The sequence below is a fragment of the Bradyrhizobium sp. B097 genome (genome assembly GCF_038957035.1).
Classification (GTDB): domain Bacteria; phylum Pseudomonadota; class Alphaproteobacteria; order Rhizobiales; family Xanthobacteraceae; genus Bradyrhizobium.
In genome coordinates this window covers 5258728-5274733 of sequence record NZ_CP152412.1, presented here as the reverse complement: position 1 = coordinate 5274733, position 16006 = coordinate 5258728, and the positions used below count along the sequence as shown (strand labels likewise).

General features: G+C 66.3%; 13 protein-coding genes. 8 read left to right on the top strand and 5 right to left on the bottom strand.

What is annotated here, in order from left to right:
- Positions 1-9 precede the first annotated feature (9 nt).
- The 6 genes from mmsB (at position 10) to AAFG07_RS24940 (ending at position 6226) form a co-directional block, all read left to right on the top strand.
- The gene (gene mmsB, locus AAFG07_RS24965) at positions 10-897 is read left to right on the top strand and encodes a 3-hydroxyisobutyrate dehydrogenase (protein ID WP_092113148.1); all 888 of its coding nucleotides are present in this window, start codon (positions 10-12) and stop codon (positions 895-897) included.
- 143 nt (positions 898-1040) lie between these two features.
- Complete coding sequence (locus tag AAFG07_RS24960) at positions 1041-2765, top strand: AMP-binding protein (RefSeq protein ID WP_342722511.1); 1725 nt, start codon at positions 1041-1043, stop codon at positions 2763-2765.
- A 13-nt stretch (positions 2766-2778) separates the two neighbouring features.
- A complete protein-coding gene (locus AAFG07_RS24955) occupies positions 2779-3258 on the top strand; it encodes a MaoC family dehydratase (RefSeq protein ID WP_342722510.1) in 480 nt (159 codons plus the stop codon).
- A gap of 277 nt (positions 3259-3535) precedes the next feature.
- The gene (locus AAFG07_RS24950; protein WP_171947537.1) at positions 3536-3682 is read left to right on the top strand and encodes a hypothetical protein; all 147 of its coding nucleotides are present in this window, start codon (positions 3536-3538) and stop codon (positions 3680-3682) included.
- 260 nt (positions 3683-3942) lie between these two features.
- Positions 3943-4860, top strand: a complete 918-nt coding sequence (locus tag AAFG07_RS24945; protein ID WP_223972940.1) for an SDR family NAD(P)-dependent oxidoreductase — start codon at positions 3943-3945, stop codon at positions 4858-4860.
- Positions 4861-4993: 133 nt separating this feature from the next.
- The gene (locus tag AAFG07_RS24940) at positions 4994-6226 is read left to right on the top strand and encodes a TIGR03862 family flavoprotein (protein WP_342722509.1); all 1233 of its coding nucleotides are present in this window, start codon (positions 4994-4996) and stop codon (positions 6224-6226) included.
- A gap of 154 nt (positions 6227-6380) precedes the next feature.
- Here the strand turns inward: AAFG07_RS24940 and AAFG07_RS24935 are convergent, their stop codons facing one another.
- Entirely contained in the window at positions 6381-7589 is a 1209-nt protein-coding gene (locus AAFG07_RS24935) for an MFS transporter (RefSeq protein WP_342722508.1), read from the bottom strand.
- A gap of 92 nt (positions 7590-7681) precedes the next feature.
- Between AAFG07_RS24935 and AAFG07_RS24930 the strand changes: the two genes are divergently transcribed.
- Entirely contained in the window at positions 7682-8584 is a 903-nt protein-coding gene (locus AAFG07_RS24930; protein WP_342722507.1) for a LysR family transcriptional regulator, read from the top strand.
- A gap of 262 nt (positions 8585-8846) precedes the next feature.
- Here the strand turns inward: AAFG07_RS24930 and AAFG07_RS24925 are convergent, their stop codons facing one another.
- The 3 genes from AAFG07_RS24925 to AAFG07_RS24915 all read right to left on the bottom strand — a co-directional run bounded on the left by AAFG07_RS24925 (position 8847) and on the right by AAFG07_RS24915 (position 12371).
- Positions 8847-9926 carry a D-TA family PLP-dependent enzyme gene (locus AAFG07_RS24925; protein ID WP_342722506.1) on the bottom strand — a complete coding sequence of 360 codons (1080 nt, stop codon included), beginning with the start codon at positions 9924-9926 and terminating at the stop codon, positions 8847-8849.
- 128 nt (positions 9927-10054) lie between these two features.
- Positions 10055-11869, bottom strand: a complete 1815-nt coding sequence (locus tag AAFG07_RS24920) for an ABC-F family ATP-binding cassette domain-containing protein (RefSeq protein WP_342722505.1) — start codon at positions 11867-11869, stop codon at positions 10055-10057.
- 4 nt (positions 11870-11873) lie between these two features.
- Positions 11874-12371, bottom strand: a complete 498-nt coding sequence (locus AAFG07_RS24915; RefSeq protein WP_342722504.1) for a YaiI/YqxD family protein — start codon at positions 12369-12371, stop codon at positions 11874-11876.
- A gap of 136 nt (positions 12372-12507) precedes the next feature.
- On the opposite strand from AAFG07_RS24915, the gene AAFG07_RS24910 reads away from it, so the two are divergent.
- Positions 12508-13311, top strand: coding sequence for a hypothetical protein (locus AAFG07_RS24910; protein WP_342722503.1), 804 nt, complete (start codon positions 12508-12510; stop codon positions 13309-13311).
- A gap of 263 nt (positions 13312-13574) precedes the next feature.
- Here the strand turns inward: AAFG07_RS24910 and AAFG07_RS24905 are convergent, their stop codons facing one another.
- Positions 13575-15950, bottom strand: coding sequence for a xanthine dehydrogenase family protein molybdopterin-binding subunit (locus tag AAFG07_RS24905; RefSeq protein ID WP_342722502.1), 2376 nt, complete (start codon positions 15948-15950; stop codon positions 13575-13577).
- Positions 15951-16006: the final 56 nt, after the last annotated feature.

The following is a 16006-nucleotide window of genomic DNA, read 5'->3' as shown; positions in this document are numbered from 1 at the left end:
GGACTTCCCATGGCAAACGTCGCATTCATCGGGCTCGGCAATATGGGCGGGCCGATGGCGGCCAATCTGGTCAAGGCCGGCCACAAGGTGACCGCGTTCGATCTGGTCGCGGCCTCGCGCGATCAGGCGAGGCACGACGGCGCTGCGATCGCCGAGAGCGGCGTCGGCGCGGTGAAGGGCGCCGATGTCGTCATCACGATGCTGCCGGCCGGCAAGCATGTGCTCGGCGTCTGGAACGAGGTGCTGCCCGCGATGGCCAAGGGCACGCTGATCATCGATTGCTCGACCATCGACGTCGAAAGCGCCAAGCAGGCGCATGCGCTCGCCGCCAAGCACGGCATCGCTTCCGTCGATGCGCCGGTTTCCGGCGGCACCGGTGGCGCCAAGGGCGCGACGCTGACCTTCATGTGCGGCGGCGAGGCGAAGGCGTTCGCGGCGGCGCAGCCGATGCTGGCCAACATGGGCAAGAAGATCGTGCATTGCGGCGGCGGCGGTGCCGGGCAGGCGGCCAAGATCTGCAACAACATGATTTTAGGCATTTCCATGATCGCGGTCGGCGAGGCCTTCGTGCTCGCCGAAAAGCTCGGCCTGTCGCACCAGGCGCTGTTCGACGTCGCCTCGACCTCGTCGGGGCAGTGCTGGTCGCTGACGACCTATTGCCCGGTTCCAGGTCCAGTGCCGACCTCGCCGGCCAACAACGACTACAAGCCGGGTTTCGCCTCCAACCTGATGGTGAAGGACCTGACGCTGGCACAGGACGCCGCCAATGCCGCCGGCGCGGTGACGCCGCTCGGCAAGCACGCGCAGGAACTCTATAAGACCTTCGACGCGTCGGGCCATGGCGGAGTCGACTTTTCCGGAATTATCCAGCACGTTCGGAGCCTCGCTGGAAAATAGCTGTTCACTCGTAGCCCGGATGGAGCGCAGGGAAATCCGGGACTGCTTTATCTACTGGCGCGACCGCCCCCGGATTGCGCTTCGCTCCATCCGGGCTACGCTTGACGGTGACGCTGGTTGCCAATCAACGGGCTCGGAAGAAGATGACCACATTTCAGGACGCACGCGCCTTTCTGCTCGAGCACCGCACCGACTACGACACGGCGGTGAAGGGATTTCGCTGGCCGGATCCGGTGCCGTTCAACTGGGCGCTGGACTGGTTCGACGCTGAGCTCGCGCACAATGCCGACAGCCGCGACCGGCCGGCGCTGTGGATCGTCGATGCCGCCAGCGGCAACGAGACCAAGCTGTCGTTCGCCGAGCTGTCGCGTCGCTCCAACCAGGTGGCGAACTTCCTGCGCGCGCAGGGGCTGAAGCGCGGCGATCATCTGTTGCTGCTGCTCGGCAATGTGGTGCCGCTGTGGGAGACCATGCTGGCGGCGATGAAGCTCGGCGTGGTCGTGATCCCCGCGACCACGCTGTTAACCACGGATGAATTGCGCGACCGGCTCGATCGCGGCAAGGCGAAGGCAGTGGTTGCGACGCAGGATCAGGTCGCGAAGTTCGCGGGCCTCGGCGGCGAAAAGCTGGTGCGCATCGTGGCCGGCGCGACGCAGGCCCACGAGGGCTGGCTGCCGTTCGAGGATGCCGCCAAGGCGTCGGATGCCTTCGCGCCTGATGGCCCGACCCAGGCCGACGATCCGATGCTGCTGTATTTCACCTCGGGCACCACGGCAAAGCCGAAGCTGGTACGGCACAGCCAGCGCAGCTATCCGGTCGGCCATCTCTCGACCATGTACTGGATCGGCCTGCAGCCCGGCGACATCCATCTCAACATTTCCTCGCCCGGCTGGGCCAAGCACGCCTGGAGCTGCTTCTTCGCGCCATGGAATGCCGGCGCGACGATCTTCATCGCCAACCAGCCGCGCTTCGAGGCGAAGGGACTGCTCTCGATCATCGGCCGCTGCGGCGTCACCACGCTCTGCGCGCCGCCGACAGTGTGGCGGATGTTCATTCAGGAGCAACTGTCGGACTTCAAAGTGAGCCTGCGGGAAGTGTGCGGCGCCGGCGAGCCGCTCAACCCTGAGATCATCGACCAGGTCAAATCGGCCTGGGGCCTGACCATCCGCGACGGCTACGGCCAGACCGAGACCACCGCGCTGGCCGGCAACTCGCCGGGGCAGAAGGTGAAGGTCGGCTCGATGGGCCGGCCGCTGCCTGGCTATCGCGTTCAGGTCACCGACAATGACGGCCATGCCGCGAAGGAGGGCGAGGTGACGCTGCTGCTCGGCGCCAACCGGCCGGCGGGCCTGATGCAGGGCTATCAGGGCGATGACGGCAGGCTGATCGGCACCGATGGCGAGATCTATCGCAGCGGCGACGTCGTGTTCACCGATGACGAGGGCTATCTGACCTTCGTCGGCCGCACCGACGACGTGTTCAAGTCCTCCGACTACCGCATCTCGCCGTTCGAATTGGAGAGCGTGCTGCTGGAGCACGATGCGGTGGCGGAAGCCGCCGTGGTGCCGAGCCCGGACCCGATCCGGCTCGCGGTCCCGAAGGCCTATATATTGCTGGTATCAGGCGTCGAGCGCACCCCGGAGACGGCACTGTCGATCTTCAAGCATTTGCACACGCGGCTCGCACCGTTTAAACGCATCCGCAAGATCGAGCTGGTCACCGAACTGCCAAAGACGATTTCTGGAAAGATCCGTCGCGTGCAGTTGCGCCGGCTGGAACATGATGATGTCAGAAGCGATGCGTTGCGCGGAGCCGAGTTCCGCGAGGAAGAATTTCCGGAGCTGCAGAAGGTGCGGACCTCCGGTTAGCAGAGGTTAGCCAATGAACGAAGTCTGGAAGAAGCCGCCGGTGACGCTGGAAACCTACCAGGGCATGGTCGGCAAGGAGATCGGCGTGTCCTCATGGCACCTGCTGGATCAGGGCCGCATCGACACCTATGCCGACGTGATCGAGGATCATCAGTTCATCCACGTCGATCCCGAGCGCGCGAAGGAGGAGACCGCGTTCGGCACCACGATCGCCCATGGCTTCCTCACGATGTCGCTGCTGTCGATCATGTCCTACGAGGTGATGCCGGTGCTTGAGGGCACCGCGATGGGCGTCAATTACGGCTTCGACAAGCTGCGCTTCATCTCGCCGGTGCGCTCGGGCAGGCGCGTTCGCGGCCGCTTCGTGCTGGCCGAAGCCACGCTGCGCAAGCCGAAGGAACTGCTGTCGCGCACCAATGTCACGGTCGAGATCGAGGGCGAGGAGAAGCCGGCGCTGGTCGCCGACTGGCTCGGCCTGATCTATTTCAGCTAGAGCGTTTTCCAGCGAAGTGGACACCGGTTCGCGTGAAGAAAACGCTCCGAACAACAATCTAGAGCCTCCGTTCCGATTCAATCGGAACGGGAGAGGCTCTAGCAGATGGTTGAGTAGCTCCACTTTTCCCGCAAGCGGGAGAGGTGGAGTGAGCCGGCCTCGACCCGCCTTCACAGGTGGTGCGTTGCACCGTTGATCCACATAGCGCATTGACGGCTTTGATCCCTGGTGTCCATCATGCCCCCGTTGAGGCGGTGCGGTCCCGGGAGTGGCAGCCATGGTGCAGAACATCGTCGCCGGACTTGTCGTAGTCGGTTTGATTGTGATTGGCTCGCTGAGCTACGCTCAGGAGCATCACGAGTGCTGGAGCGGGCACCTGCTCAAAAGCCTGAAACCCTGCGGATCGATGACCCCTTCCGTATAGCGCGCCGGGTGGCCACCTGGGGTCTCGGCCGGGCTTGACCCGGCCATCCATCGCTGCTCAAAAGTCTCCAACCTTTTCATGCCGCTCGGGCACTCACCCTCTCCCCTTGTGGGAGAGGGGGGCGCGATCGAGCGGAGCGAGATGGAGCCGGGTGAGGGGTTTCTCTCCGCGCGCTCATCCGTGGAGAGAACCCCTCATCCGGCGCTTCGCGCCACCTTCTCCCACAAGGGGAGAAGGGAAGTCAGAGCAGGAATTACGGCATGGCAATCAGGTTCGACGGACGCGTCGCTATCGTCACCGGCGCGGGCAATGGTCTTGGGCGAGCGCATGCGCTGGGGCTCGCCAGCCGTGGCGCCAAGGTCGTGGTCAATGATTTCGGCGGTGCGCGCGACGGCACCGGCGGTTCGCTGTCGCCGGCCGAGACCGTGGTCGAGGAGATCCGCAAGGCCGGCGGCACCGCGATGGCCGACGGCGCCGACGTCTCGAACTTCGAGCAGGTCACCGCGATGGTCGAGCGCGCCACCAAGGAGTGGGGCAGCGTCGATCTGCTCTGCGCCAATGCCGGCATCCTGCGCGACAAGTCGTTCACCAAGCTCGAGGTCGCCGACTGGGCCAAGGTGCTCGACGTGCATCTCACCGGCACCTTCTATTGCTGCAAGGCGGTGTGGGCCGGCATGCGTGAGCGCAACTACGGCCGCATCGTGCTGACGACCTCGTCGTCCGGCCTGTTCGGCAATTTCGGCCAGGCCAATTACGGCGCAGCCAAGGCCGGCATGGTCGGCCTGATGAACGTGCTCGCCGAAGAGGGCCGCAAGAACAACATCAAGGTCAACACCGTCTCGCCGACGGCGGCAACCCGGATGACCGAGGAACTGCTGCCGCCGCAGGCGCTGCAGCTGATGAAGCCGGAAGCGATCACGCCGGCGGTGGAGTTTCTGCTCTCGGAGGACGCGCCGACCCGCACCATCATGGGCGCCGGTGCCGGCTCGTTCGCGGTGATCCGCGTCCTGGAGACCGAAGGCGTCAACTTGCCGCAATCCGAATGGACGCCCGACGGCGTTGCCGCGCACTTCAACGCGATCAGCGACATGTCGACCGCGAAGGCGCTGCAGGGCGCGTTCGAGCAGACGCAGAAATATGTCGCCCAGGCCGCCGCGCGGGCCGGGATCAAGCTGTAAGCCGTCATTCCGGGGCGTTGCGCAGCGACGAGCCCGGAATCCATAACCACCATCGTGAGTATGGATTCCGGGCCTGCGCCTTACGGCGCATCCCGGAATGACACCTTCCTTTGGCTCGAGACAGGCTCGGCTCATGTCTGCAAGCCAGCATACCGTCGCCGTCATCGGAGCCGGTCCCGCCGGCCTGATGGCGGCGGAAACCCTTGCGGCGGGTGGCGCACAGGTCACCGTCTATGACGCGATGCCGTCGGCCGGCCGCAAGTTCCTGATGGCCGGGCGCGGCGGGCTCAATCTCACCCACAGCGAGCCGCTGCCGGATTTCCTCGGGCGCTATCGCGAGGCGATGCCGCACCTGAAGGCCGCGGTCGAGGCGTTTCCGCCCGACAGCTTGCGCGCCTGGAGCGAGGCGCTGGGACAGCCGACCTTCGTCGGCACCAGCGGCCGCGTGTTTCCAAAAGCGTTCAAGGCATCGCCGCTGCTGCGTGCCTGGCTGCGGCGGCTCGATGCCGCAGGCGTTGCGTTCGCATTCCGGCATCGCTGGATTGGTTGGGACGCGCACGGCGGATTGCTGTTTGAGACGCCGGACGGCCCGCGCGCGGTCAACGCTGACGCAGCCGTGCTCGCGCTCGGCGGCGCGAGCTGGCCGCGGCTCGGCTCGGATGGCGCCTGGGCCGAGATCCTCACGGCGAAGGGGATTGCCGTGGCGCCGATGAAACCGGCCAATTCAGGCTTCACGGTCGCGTGGTCGAATATCTTTCGTGACCGGTTTGAGGGCCAGCCGCTCAAGGGCGTCGCCCTCACGATCGGGCCGCACACCGTGCGCGGTGAGGCGATCGTCACCCGCACCGGCATCGAGGGCGGCGCGATCTACGCGCTGTCGGCGGAATTGCGCGAGGCGGTGCTCGCCAAGGGAACGGCGACGCTCAGCGTGGCGCTGCGGCCTGACGCTGCGCGCGACGAACTGATCGCGCGGCTGTCGGCGCCGAAGGGCAAGCAGTCGTTCTCCAACTTCCTGCGCAAGGCGGCGCAGCTCTCGCCGGTCGGCATCGGGCTGTTGCAGGAGGCAGCCGCCGCCTCCGGCCGATCGCTGGCCACGCTGCCGCCGGCCGAACTGGCCCGGTTGATCAATGCGGTGCCGATCGAGATATCGGGCGTGGCGCCGATCGCGCGCGCGATCTCGACCGCGGGCGGGATCGCCTTCAGCGAGCTGGACGCGCATTTCATGCTGCGCAAATTGCCCGGTGTCTTCGCCGCCGGAGAGATGCTCGACTGGGAAGCGCCGACCGGCGGCTATCTGTTGCAGGCGTCATTCGCGACCGGAGCCGCTGCGGGGAAGAGCGCGTTGCGTCACGTCGGCATCGCGTAGCCCGCCGCCGCCCTTCGAGGCCTCCGCTGCGCTACGGCACCTCAGGGTGAGGGCTTCGAGAGAGCTCCTGTCCTCGAGAGAGCGTCATCCTGAGGTGCTCGCGGAGCGAGCCTCGAAGGATGCGCGGGCGTTCCACACATCAGGACCGGACAACTCATTCCGATCCCGTCTCCGTCGCGATATCGGTGATGAACCCAAGCACACCGAACGTCGCAGCCACCGCGCAGACCGCCGTCCAGCCGCCAAAGCTCCACGCCGCGGACGCCGTCGCTGCACCGACTGCGCCGCCGATGAAGAACAGCGCCACGAACAGGCCGTTGATCCGGCCGCGCGCTTCCGGCTGCAACAAATTGACGGCGCGGCGGCCGAGCGTCTGGTCGGTGGTGATACCGAAATCGAGCAGCACGGCGCCGACGCCAAGCAGCGACAGGGCGGCAATCCGCGACTCGGTCATGCCGGCCCAGGCGCACAGCGCGAGCGCGCCGACGATGAGAAGGTGCGAGACGATCAGCAACGGCCGCGCGAAACCTCGGTCGCCCCAGCGCCCGGCGATCGGGGTCGCCGCCGCCCCGGCGACGCCGATCAGCGCGATCCCCTTGGCGTCGAGCTTGAACGGCGCATCCGGCAGCCGCAGCGCGACGGCGGCCCAGAATGCGGTGAACGATGCCATCACCAGCGCCGCGGTCCAGGCGCGCACGCGCAGCACCGGTTCCTCGCGCAGCAATTTGGGGAATGAGCGCAGCAGCGCGCCGTAGCTGATCTTCGCCGCAGGCTGCAATGTCGGCAGATAGCGCGCCAGCGCGGCGGCGAGCACCGTCATCAGCACCGCCGAGGTGAGATAGTAGCCGCGCCAGTTCCAGCTGTCCGCGATCAGGCTCGCCATCGGCCGCGACAGCAGGATGCCGATCATCAAGCCGCTCATGACATCGCCGATCGCCTGTCCGCGGCGCTCCGGCGGCACCATCGAGGCGACCAGCGGCACCACCATCTGGATCGCCGCGCAGGACGCGCCGAGGATGAAGGTGGCGGCCAACAAAATCAGCGGCGTCGGCGCCATCGCGGTGCCGATCGCGGCCACGATGGCGCAGGCCAGCGTGCGCAGGATCAGGCGCTTGTTCTCGACGAGGTCGACCAGCGGCACCAGCAGCAACAGCCCGAGCGCGTAGCCGAGCAGGGTCAGCGTCGAGATCAGGCCGGCCTGCAGCGCGGTCATGTCGAGCGATCGGCTCATCAGGCCAACCAGGATCTGCGGCGCAAACAGATTGGTGACGACGGTGCCGGTCGTGATGGCGCCGATCCAGATCAGGGGACGCACCGAGACAGTGCGCGCCGGGGAGAGCTTGGTGGCTTCGGAAATCGTCATGGGACCTCGCGATGGAGTGGCGAGACCCCTTTAGGGGATCGGCGTAATATGCTACAATTCAAATAAGTTGATGAAGAATATGCGAGTTTGTTATGAACACCCACGACCTTGTGGCGTTCGTCGCCGTGGTCGAGACCGGATCGATCGTCGCGGCCTCAGCGCGGCTGAACCTGACCCAGCCCGGCGTGACGCGGCGGATCCAGAATCTCGAGGAGATGCTGGGTGCGCAGCTGCTCGACCGGCTGTCGAAGCCGCTGAAGCCGACTGCAGCGGGATATGAGGCCTATGAGCAGGGCCGCCGCGTGCTGCGCATGCTCGACGACCTCAAGTCAGGCGTCGCCAATGACGGCGTGGTGCGCGGCGAGTTCAGGCTCGGCCTGACGCCGTTCCTGTCGGAGGCGGGGCTGACCGGTCCGCTCGATGCGGTGCGCGGCGAATTCCCTGCGCTTGCGGTGCGCGTCGTCTCGGGCTGGTCGCCCAACCACATGGAGCGGGTGAGCCGCAACGAGCTCGACGCCGCGGCGATCTGCCTGCCGGACGGCACCGCGCCGCCCGACGATCTCGCGGCCTCCGATCTCGGTGCGCAGCCGGTGGTGTTCGTCGTCGCGCGCGAGATGAAGACGCCGAAATTCGTCGACCTCGAATGGCTGTCGCGGACCGGGTGGGTGATCAACCAGGACGGCTGCGGCTTCCGCCAGACGCTGAAGCGCCATTTCGATGCGGCGCATCTGCCGTTCACCATCGCGGTCGAGGCGCTCGACAGCGAATTACGCCTGTCGCTGGTGGCGCGCGGGCTCGGCATCGGCCTAGTCACGCCGGTGGCGTTGAAACGAAGCCCGATCCGCAACCGGCTCAAGACCGTGAAGATCGCAGATTTCAATCCGGCGGTGCGCGCCTGGATCGTGCATCGCCCGCCGGCCGGCCGCCTGGCACGGCCGATCGAGGTGTTTCGCGATGCGCTCGACCGCGAGCTGCAGGCGCTGATCCGCGGGTAGATTCGTAGGATGGGTAGAGCGCAGCGAAACCCATCGACTTCGATCCGCGCGGAAGCATGATGGGTTTCGCTGCGCTCTACCCATCCTACGGGCTCGATGCCCGCCGCCGCCCTTCGAGGCCTCCGCTGCGCTCCGGCACCTCAGGGTGACGGCTCCGAGAGAGTAATCTCGCGTAAAGAGAGCGTCATCCCCGCGCAAAGGCTTCGCCTTTGTCGCTGGAGGTGCGAGCGAAGCGAGCCTCGAAGGATGCGCGGGCGCCCACTCAGCGCAGCTTGCCGCGCGCCGTCACCGGCAACGCGCCGATGATCTCGTCGCCGCGCACCATCACGACCTCGTCCATCATGTTGACGACGACGCAGACGTGATTGGGCACGATCCGCACGACGTCGCCGACATTGGGCCGCGTGTTGCTGCGCGAGAGGTCGAGGAAGCCGTGCTCCTCGGCAAAGCGTGCGATCTTGGCCTCGGGATGTTCGAGGATCAGGCCGTGGCCTTCGAGGCCGCCGGTGTCGGAGGTCAGCGTCTTGGAGCCGGCGTCAAGGATGCCGCGCTCGGGGCCGGCCCGGCTGACCACGGTGGAATAGATGTGCAGCGCGCAGTCATCCCAGCTGGCGACGCCGGCCGCGACCTGCATGCGGTCGTTGTAGATATAGGTGCCGAAGCGGTGCTCGGTGCCGCCCTTCAGTTTGCCGAGATTGACGAGGTTCGGCGTGCCGCCGGTGGAGACGATAGTCGCATCGAGGCCGTGGGCGCGCACGCCGGCGAGCGCCTCGTCGTAGAACTTCTGCGCATCCGCCCAACCGGTCTCGGTCGGGTACAGCATGAAGCCGGCGAAGCTCAGGCCCTTCGAGCCGGCAATCTCGCGCGCCAGCGCGATCGCCTCGGCGGGCGTCTCGACGCCGGCGCGCTTGCGCCCGGTGTCGCATTCGACCACGACCGAGAGCGGCCGGCCGGAGGCTGCTGCTGCCTTCGGCAGCTCGCCGATCACGACGGAATTATCCGCGGCGACGGTGACGTTGGCCTTGCCCTGCAGCGCGCCGAGCCGCGCCATCTTCTCGTCGCCGAGCAGATTGTAGCTGATCAGGATGTCGTCGATGCCGCTATCGGCCATGATCTCGGCCTCGCCGAGCTTCTGGCAGGTGATGCCCTTGGCGCCGGCCTTGATCTGCAGCTGCGCCAGCATCGGGTTCTTGTGCGTCTTGATGTGCGGCCGGTTGGCGACGCCGGCCTCGTCGCAGGCCTTCTGGATGCGCGCGATGTTGCGCTCGACCCGGTCCATGTCGATCACGGCGCAGGGCGTGCCGTATTCCTTGGCGATCTTGGCGGCGAGGGGCGTGGTCATCGGGTCAACTCCGGTTCAGCATTTCCGTCATTGCGAGCGAAGCGAAGCAATCCATCTGTCCGCATCTGCGGATGCATGGATTGCTTCGTCGCTCCGCTCCTCGCAATGACGACAATTCTTCATACGCATCATGCCTGCTCGATCTCTTCGCGGAGCACTTCGAGCTCGAGCCAGCGGTCTTCGGCGGTGGCGAGCTCGTCCTGCGCCTTGGCGATCGCGGCCGAGGCGGCGTCGAATTTCTTGCGATCCTTGGCATAGAGGTCGGGATCATCGAGCAGCTTCTGCTGCTTTGCGATCTCGGCGTGCAGTCCGTCGATCGTCTTCGGCAATGTCTCCAGCGCGTGCTTCTCGTTGAAGCTCAGCCGGCGCCGGGGTGCCGCTTCGGGTGCCGCGGCCCTGGCTTCCTTCTTCTCCTCGATCGCGGCGTCCGCCTTCACCGTTTCGCGTTTCACGTCGGCGCCGCGCTGCGCGAGCATGTCTGAGTAGCCGCCGGCATATTCGATCCAGCGGCCCTGGCCTTCGGGCACGATCACCGAGGTCACCACGCGGTCGAGGAAGTCGCGGTCGTGGCTGATCAGGATCACGGTGCCGTCGTAGTCGCCGAGCATGTCCTCGAGCACGTCGAGGGTTTCGAGATCGAGGTCGTTGGTCGGCTCGTCCAGGATCAAAAGGTTCGACGGCTTGGCCAGCGCGCGCGCCAGCATCAGGCGGCCGCGCTCGCCGCCGGAGAGCGCCTCGAGCGGCGTGCCGCGCTGTTCCTGCGCGAACAGGAAATCCTTCATGTAGCCGATGACGTGCTTCGACTTGTCGCCGACCATGACGTGATCGCCGCGGCCACCGGTGAGCGCCTCGGCCAGGGTCAGCTTCGGATCGAGGCTCTCGCGATGCTGGTCGAGGGTCGCCATCTCGATATTGGCCCCGAGCCGCACCGAGCCGGAGTCGGGCGGATCGTTGCCGATCAGAAGATGCACCAGCGTGGTCTTGCCGGCGCCGTTCGGGCCGACGATGCCGACGCGGTCGCCGCGCTGGATCCGGGTCGAGAAGGTATCGACGATCGTGCGCTCGCCATAGGCCTTGGTGATGGTCTTGGCCTCGATCACGAGGCGGCCGGATTTCTCGGCCTCGGCGGCGGCGAGCGTGGCATTGCCGGTGGCGCCGCGATAGTCGCGGCGCTGGTCGCGCAGCGCAAACAGATTGCCGAGTCGCTTGACGTTGCGCTTGCGACGGCCGGAGACGCCGTAGCGCAGCCAGTGCTCCTCGTTGACGATCTTGCGGTCGAGCTTGTGCTGCTCGCGTTCTTCCTCCGCCAGCACCTCGTCGCGCCACGCCTCGAAAGCGCCAAAGCCGCGCTCGATCTGCCGGATCTGGCCGCGGTCGAGCCAGGCGGTGGTGCGCGACAAATTGGTGAGGAAGCGGCGGTCGTGGCTGATCAGGACCAGTGCGCAGCGCCGGCTCTCCAACTCGCCTTCGAGCCATTCGATGGTCGGCAAATCGAGATGGTTGGTCGGCTCGTCCAGCAGCAGGATGTCGGGCGAGGGCGCCAGCACCCGTGCCAGCGCCGCGCGGCGCGCCTCGCCGCCGGAGACGTGCGCCGGATCTTCCTCGCCGGTGAGGCCGAGCTGTTCGAGCAGATAGCGCGCCTGGTAGTGGTCGTCGCCGGGACCAAGGCCCGCCTCGACATAGGCCAGCGTCGTCTTGTGGTCGCCGAAATCCGGCTCCTGCGGCAGATAGCGGATGGTGGCGCCGGGCTGCACGAAACGGCTGCCCGCATCAGGCTCGACCAGGCCGGCCGCGATCCGCAGCAAGGTCGATTTGCCGGAGCCGTTGCGGCCGATCAGGCAGACGCGCTCGCCCGCGGAGACCGACAGCTCGACGCCTGACAGTAGCGGCGTGCCGCCAAACGTCAGGCGGATGTCCTTGAGCTGGATGAGCGGTGGGGCCATCGCGCTAATTCCCGTTTGCCGGCGCCTGCTCGGCGCGGCGGCGCTGGATGCGGCGGATGGTCTGGTCGAGCATCGCCAGGAAATTCGAGCGGTCGCGCGGCGAGTAGGATTTCGGCCCGCCGGTGATCTCACCCGACGAACGCAGATCGGTCATGAGATTGCGCACCGCGAGCGCCATGCCGATCGATTGTTCGGTGAACGGCTTGCCGTTCGGCGCGATCACGTCGGCGCCGGCCTTGACGCAGCGGCTCGCCAGCGGAATGTCCGCTGTGATCACGACGTCGCCCTCATGCGCGCGTTCCGCGATCCAGTCATCGGCGGCATCCATGCCGGAACCGGCAGCGATGCGCTCGATCAGCGGATCCTGCGGCACGCGGATGAAATTGCCCGCGACCACGCTGACGGGCACGCCGAGCCGGATTGCGACGCGGTAGATTTCGTCCTTCACCGGGCAGGCGTCGGCGTCGACATAGATGCGGGTTTGGGCAGGGGTTTCAGTCATCGATTCATTGGTTGGCAGGCGCGGCCTGCGTGTACTCCATGGTGCGGAAAATTGCGAGCAAAACGAGAGGCTTGCCATGCCTCTTTGTTCGACTACCATTGTCGCCAGAAAAGCAACGGAAATAAGGGAAAACCCCATGAACTCGCAGACCGGATCGCAGGCCTACCGCGTCTCGGCGTACAACACCTCGAAACTGTCCGAGAACAAGATCCACGACGACACGGTGGCGCGGAAGTTCGGCTTTTCCGGCGGACTCGTCCCCGGCGTCGATGTGATGGCCTACATGATGCACCTGCCGGTCGAAAAGTGGGGCCGCGATTTCCTGGAACGCGGCCTGATCGAGGCGCGTTTCGTGAAGCCGGTCTATGACGGCGAGATCGCCGAATTGACCGGCCGGGAAACCGGCAATGGACTGTCGATAGAGCTGACCAGCCGCGGCGAACTCTGCGCCACCGGCACCGCGTCGCTGCCGGCTTCAGTGCCGAAATTTGTGCTCGACGACTACACGCAGGTTGCCGCCGTCGCCGAGCGCAAGCCGGTCAGCGCGTCGTCCTATGAAGAGGGCAAGTGGCTCGGCACCATTCCGCGCGACTGGTCCGGCGACGCCGCGAAGGAATATCTCGCCGATATCCGCGAGACCGACCCGATTTACTTGCGCGAAGGTCTCGGCCATCCCGGCCTGCTGCCGCGGGTGATGAACAAGGTCCTGGTCGACAATGCGATCCTCGGGCCCTGGATCCATGTCGGCACCCGCATGCAGCTGCTATCGGCGGGCAAGATCGGCGACGAGCTGACCGCGCGCGCCAAGGTGACCGGCAACTACGACAAGAAGGGCCACCGCTTCGTCGAGCTCGACGCGCTGGTGCTCGGCAACGGCGTGCCGCTCGCGCATTGCTGGCACATCGCGATCACCCAGCCGCGCGAGCAGGCCGCGGCGTAGAGAAGGCCGTCATTGCCGGGCTTGACCCGGCAATCCATCGTCTTCGCAAGAGTCGTTTCAAGTCGATGGATGCCCGGGTCAAGCCCGGGCATGACGAATGTGAGGTGGGGTGAGCTCTCGCATCGCCCACAACTGTCATCCCCCGCGCATGCGGGGGATCCAGTACGCCGGGGCCTTTCGGCTCAAGCACAATCGTCTCTGGGATACTGGATCGGCCGCCTTCGCGGGCGATGACAGCGGTGTTGGCGGCGACGGCGCCTGCTTCAAGCCGCCGCCTTCGCCTTGGCATCCTGGATCGCGCGCCAGACGCGTTCGGGCGTCAGCGGCATGTTGATGTGCTTGATGCCGTACTCCGACAGTGCATCCACCACGGCATTGACGATGCAGACGAGGCTGCCGGCGCAGCCGGCTTCGCCGCAGCCCTTGGTGCCGAGCGGGTTGGATTTCGCCGGCGAGGGGTGATCGCCGACCAGCATCGACGGCACGTCGCCGGCACGCGGCAGCGCGTAGTCCATGAACGAGCCGGTGATCGGCTGGCCCGAGCCGTCGTAGCTGACTTCCTCCATCAGCGCCTGGCCGATGCCTTGCGCCACGCCGCCGTGCAGCTGGCCGGCGACGATCATCGGGTTGACCACGGTGCCGAAATCGTTGACCGCCGAGTAGCGCACGATCCGCGTCACCCCGGTGTCGGGATCGATCTCGACCTCCGCGACGTGACAGCCGTTCGGGAAGGTCGACGCCGTCTCCTTGGTGGCGTGATCGACGTCGAGCGTCTCAGGCGTGCCCTCGGGCATCTTGCTGTCGCGCATCCGCTCGGCGAGCTCCATGATGCCGATCGAGCGGTCGGTGCCGGCGATGGTGAAGCGGCCCTGGCCGAATTCGATGTCGGCCTCGGAGGCCTCCAGCATGTGCGCGGCGGCCTTCTTGCCCTTCTCGACCACCAGCGCCGAAGCTTCGACGATCGCCTGTCCGGTCGCGGTAATCGAGCGCGAGCCGCCGGTGCCGTTGCCGAACCGCACCAAATCGCTGTCGCCCTGTTCGAGCGTGATGTTCTCGAAGGGCACGCCGAGTTGCTCGGACAGCACCTGCGCGAACGGCGTGGCGTGGCCCTGGCCGTAGTCGAGCGTGCCGGTGGTGAGCTTCACCGAGCCGTCGGGCTCGAAGGTGATCTTGCCGAGCTCGCCGCTCGGCGGCGCGGTGACCTCGAGATAGGAGCCGACGGCGATGCCGCGCAGCTTGCCGCTCTTCCTGCTCTCCTTCTTGCGCTTGGCGAAGTTCTCGTAGTCGGAGATTTCGAGCGCCTTCTGAAACACGCCGGCGAAATCGCCGCTGTCATAGGTGACGCCGGAGGCCGCCGGGAACGGCAGCTGCGACGGCTTGATGAAGTTGCGCTTGCGCAGCGTGAAGCGGTTGATGCCCATCTCGTCGGCTGCGGCGTCGATCAGCCGCTCCATGTAGTAATTGGCCTCGGGCCGGCCAGCGCCGCGATAGGCGCCCATCAGCGTGGTGTTGGTCACGACCGTCTTGATGTCGACGCCGAGCAGCGGCGTGCGGTAGACGCTCGCGAGGTTCTTGCCGGTGTTGAGCGACAGCGGGCCTGGCGCGACGCCGGTGATGTAGGCCCCGAGATTGCCGAAGCCGGACAACCGCACTGCGAGGAACTTGCCGTCGGCGTCGAGCGCCAGCTCGGCATGGATCAGCTGCGCGCGACCCTGGCTGTCGGACAGGAAGCTGGTCGACCGCTCGTCGAGCCACTTCACCGGGCGGCCGAGCTCGCGCGCCGCATGCGCGATGCAAGTGTACTCGGGATAATTGAGGTTCTTCATCCCGAACGAGCCGCCGACATTGCCGGTGAGGATGCGGACCTTGTCGGCGGGCACGTTGAGCAGGCGCGCCAGGATCGCCTTGTTGCCGGAGACGCCCTGGGTCGGCACCTGCAGCGTGAAGCGTTCGGTCTTGTTGTCGTAATGCGCGAGCGCGACGCGCGGCTCCATCGAGACCACGGCGACGCGGGTGTTGACGATGTCGAGCTTCGTCACATGCGCGGCGGCGGCGAACGCCGCCTCGATCTTGGCGGTGTCGCCATAGTGATAGTCGAGCGCGACATTGTTCGGGATGCCGTCATAGAGCTGCGGCGCGCCTGGCTTGGTCGCTTCGGCCGCATCCGTCACCGCCGGCAGCGGTTCGATATCGACCTCGACGGCTTCGGCCGCATCGCGGGCCTGCGCCGCGGTCTCTGCCACCACGAAAGCCACGGGATCGCCGACGAAGCGCACCTTGTCGGTCACGAGCGCGGGGCGGTTGGTCTGCTTGAGCGGCGAGCCGTCGCGGTTCTTCAGCGGCAGGCCGCATGTGAAGGGGTTGTAGCCCGCGGCCGCAAGGTCCGCGCCGGTCCAGACGCCGAGCACGCCCGGCATCGCCTTGGCGGCTTCCGTATCGATCCCCTTGATGATCCCGTGGGCATGGGAGGAGCGGACCATCCAGCAGATGGCCTGGTCGGGCAGGGAGAAATCATCGGTGTATTTGCCCTTGCCGCGCACCAGGGTGTCGTCCTCCTTTCGTCGAACAGGCTGTCCGACACCGTATTTTTGCAGTGCGATAGTGTTTTCGAGGGAGGCGGGCGGCGTATGATCTTGCATCGAAAATGACCTGAAATGCCCGGATTTGCTGGAGTTTGGGGGCGCAGACGAGATAA

Excerpts from the sequence above, each read along its gene's own strand:
- mmsB (WP_092113148.1), top strand. The coding sequence starts at position 10 with ATGGCAAACGTCGCATTCATCGGGCTCGGCAATATGGGCGGGCCGATG.
- AAFG07_RS24960 (WP_342722511.1), top strand. The coding sequence starts at position 1,041 with ATGACCACATTTCAGGACGCACGCGCCTTTCTGCTCGAGCACCGCACC.
- AAFG07_RS24955 (WP_342722510.1), top strand. The coding sequence starts at position 2,779 with ATGAACGAAGTCTGGAAGAAGCCGCCGGTGACGCTGGAAACCTACCAG.
- AAFG07_RS24950 (WP_171947537.1), top strand. The coding sequence starts at position 3,536 with ATGGTGCAGAACATCGTCGCCGGACTTGTCGTAGTCGGTTTGATTGTG.
- AAFG07_RS24945 (WP_223972940.1), top strand. The coding sequence starts at position 3,943 with ATGGCAATCAGGTTCGACGGACGCGTCGCTATCGTCACCGGCGCGGGC.
- AAFG07_RS24940 (WP_342722509.1), top strand. The coding sequence starts at position 4,994 with ATGTCTGCAAGCCAGCATACCGTCGCCGTCATCGGAGCCGGTCCCGCC.
- AAFG07_RS24935 (WP_342722508.1), bottom strand. The coding sequence starts at position 7,589 with ATGACGATTTCCGAAGCCACCAAGCTCTCCCCGGCGCGCACTGTCTCG.
- AAFG07_RS24930 (WP_342722507.1), top strand. The coding sequence starts at position 7,682 with ATGAACACCCACGACCTTGTGGCGTTCGTCGCCGTGGTCGAGACCGGA.
- AAFG07_RS24925 (WP_342722506.1), bottom strand. The coding sequence starts at position 9,926 with ATGACCACGCCCCTCGCCGCCAAGATCGCCAAGGAATACGGCACGCCC.
- AAFG07_RS24920 (WP_342722505.1), bottom strand. The coding sequence starts at position 11,869 with ATGGCCCCACCGCTCATCCAGCTCAAGGACATCCGCCTGACGTTTGGC.
- AAFG07_RS24915 (WP_342722504.1), bottom strand. The coding sequence starts at position 12,371 with ATGACTGAAACCCCTGCCCAAACCCGCATCTATGTCGACGCCGACGCC.
- AAFG07_RS24910 (WP_342722503.1), top strand. The coding sequence starts at position 12,508 with ATGAACTCGCAGACCGGATCGCAGGCCTACCGCGTCTCGGCGTACAAC.
- AAFG07_RS24905 (WP_342722502.1), bottom strand. The coding sequence starts at position 15,950 with ATGCAAGATCATACGCCGCCCGCCTCCCTCGAAAACACTATCGCACTG.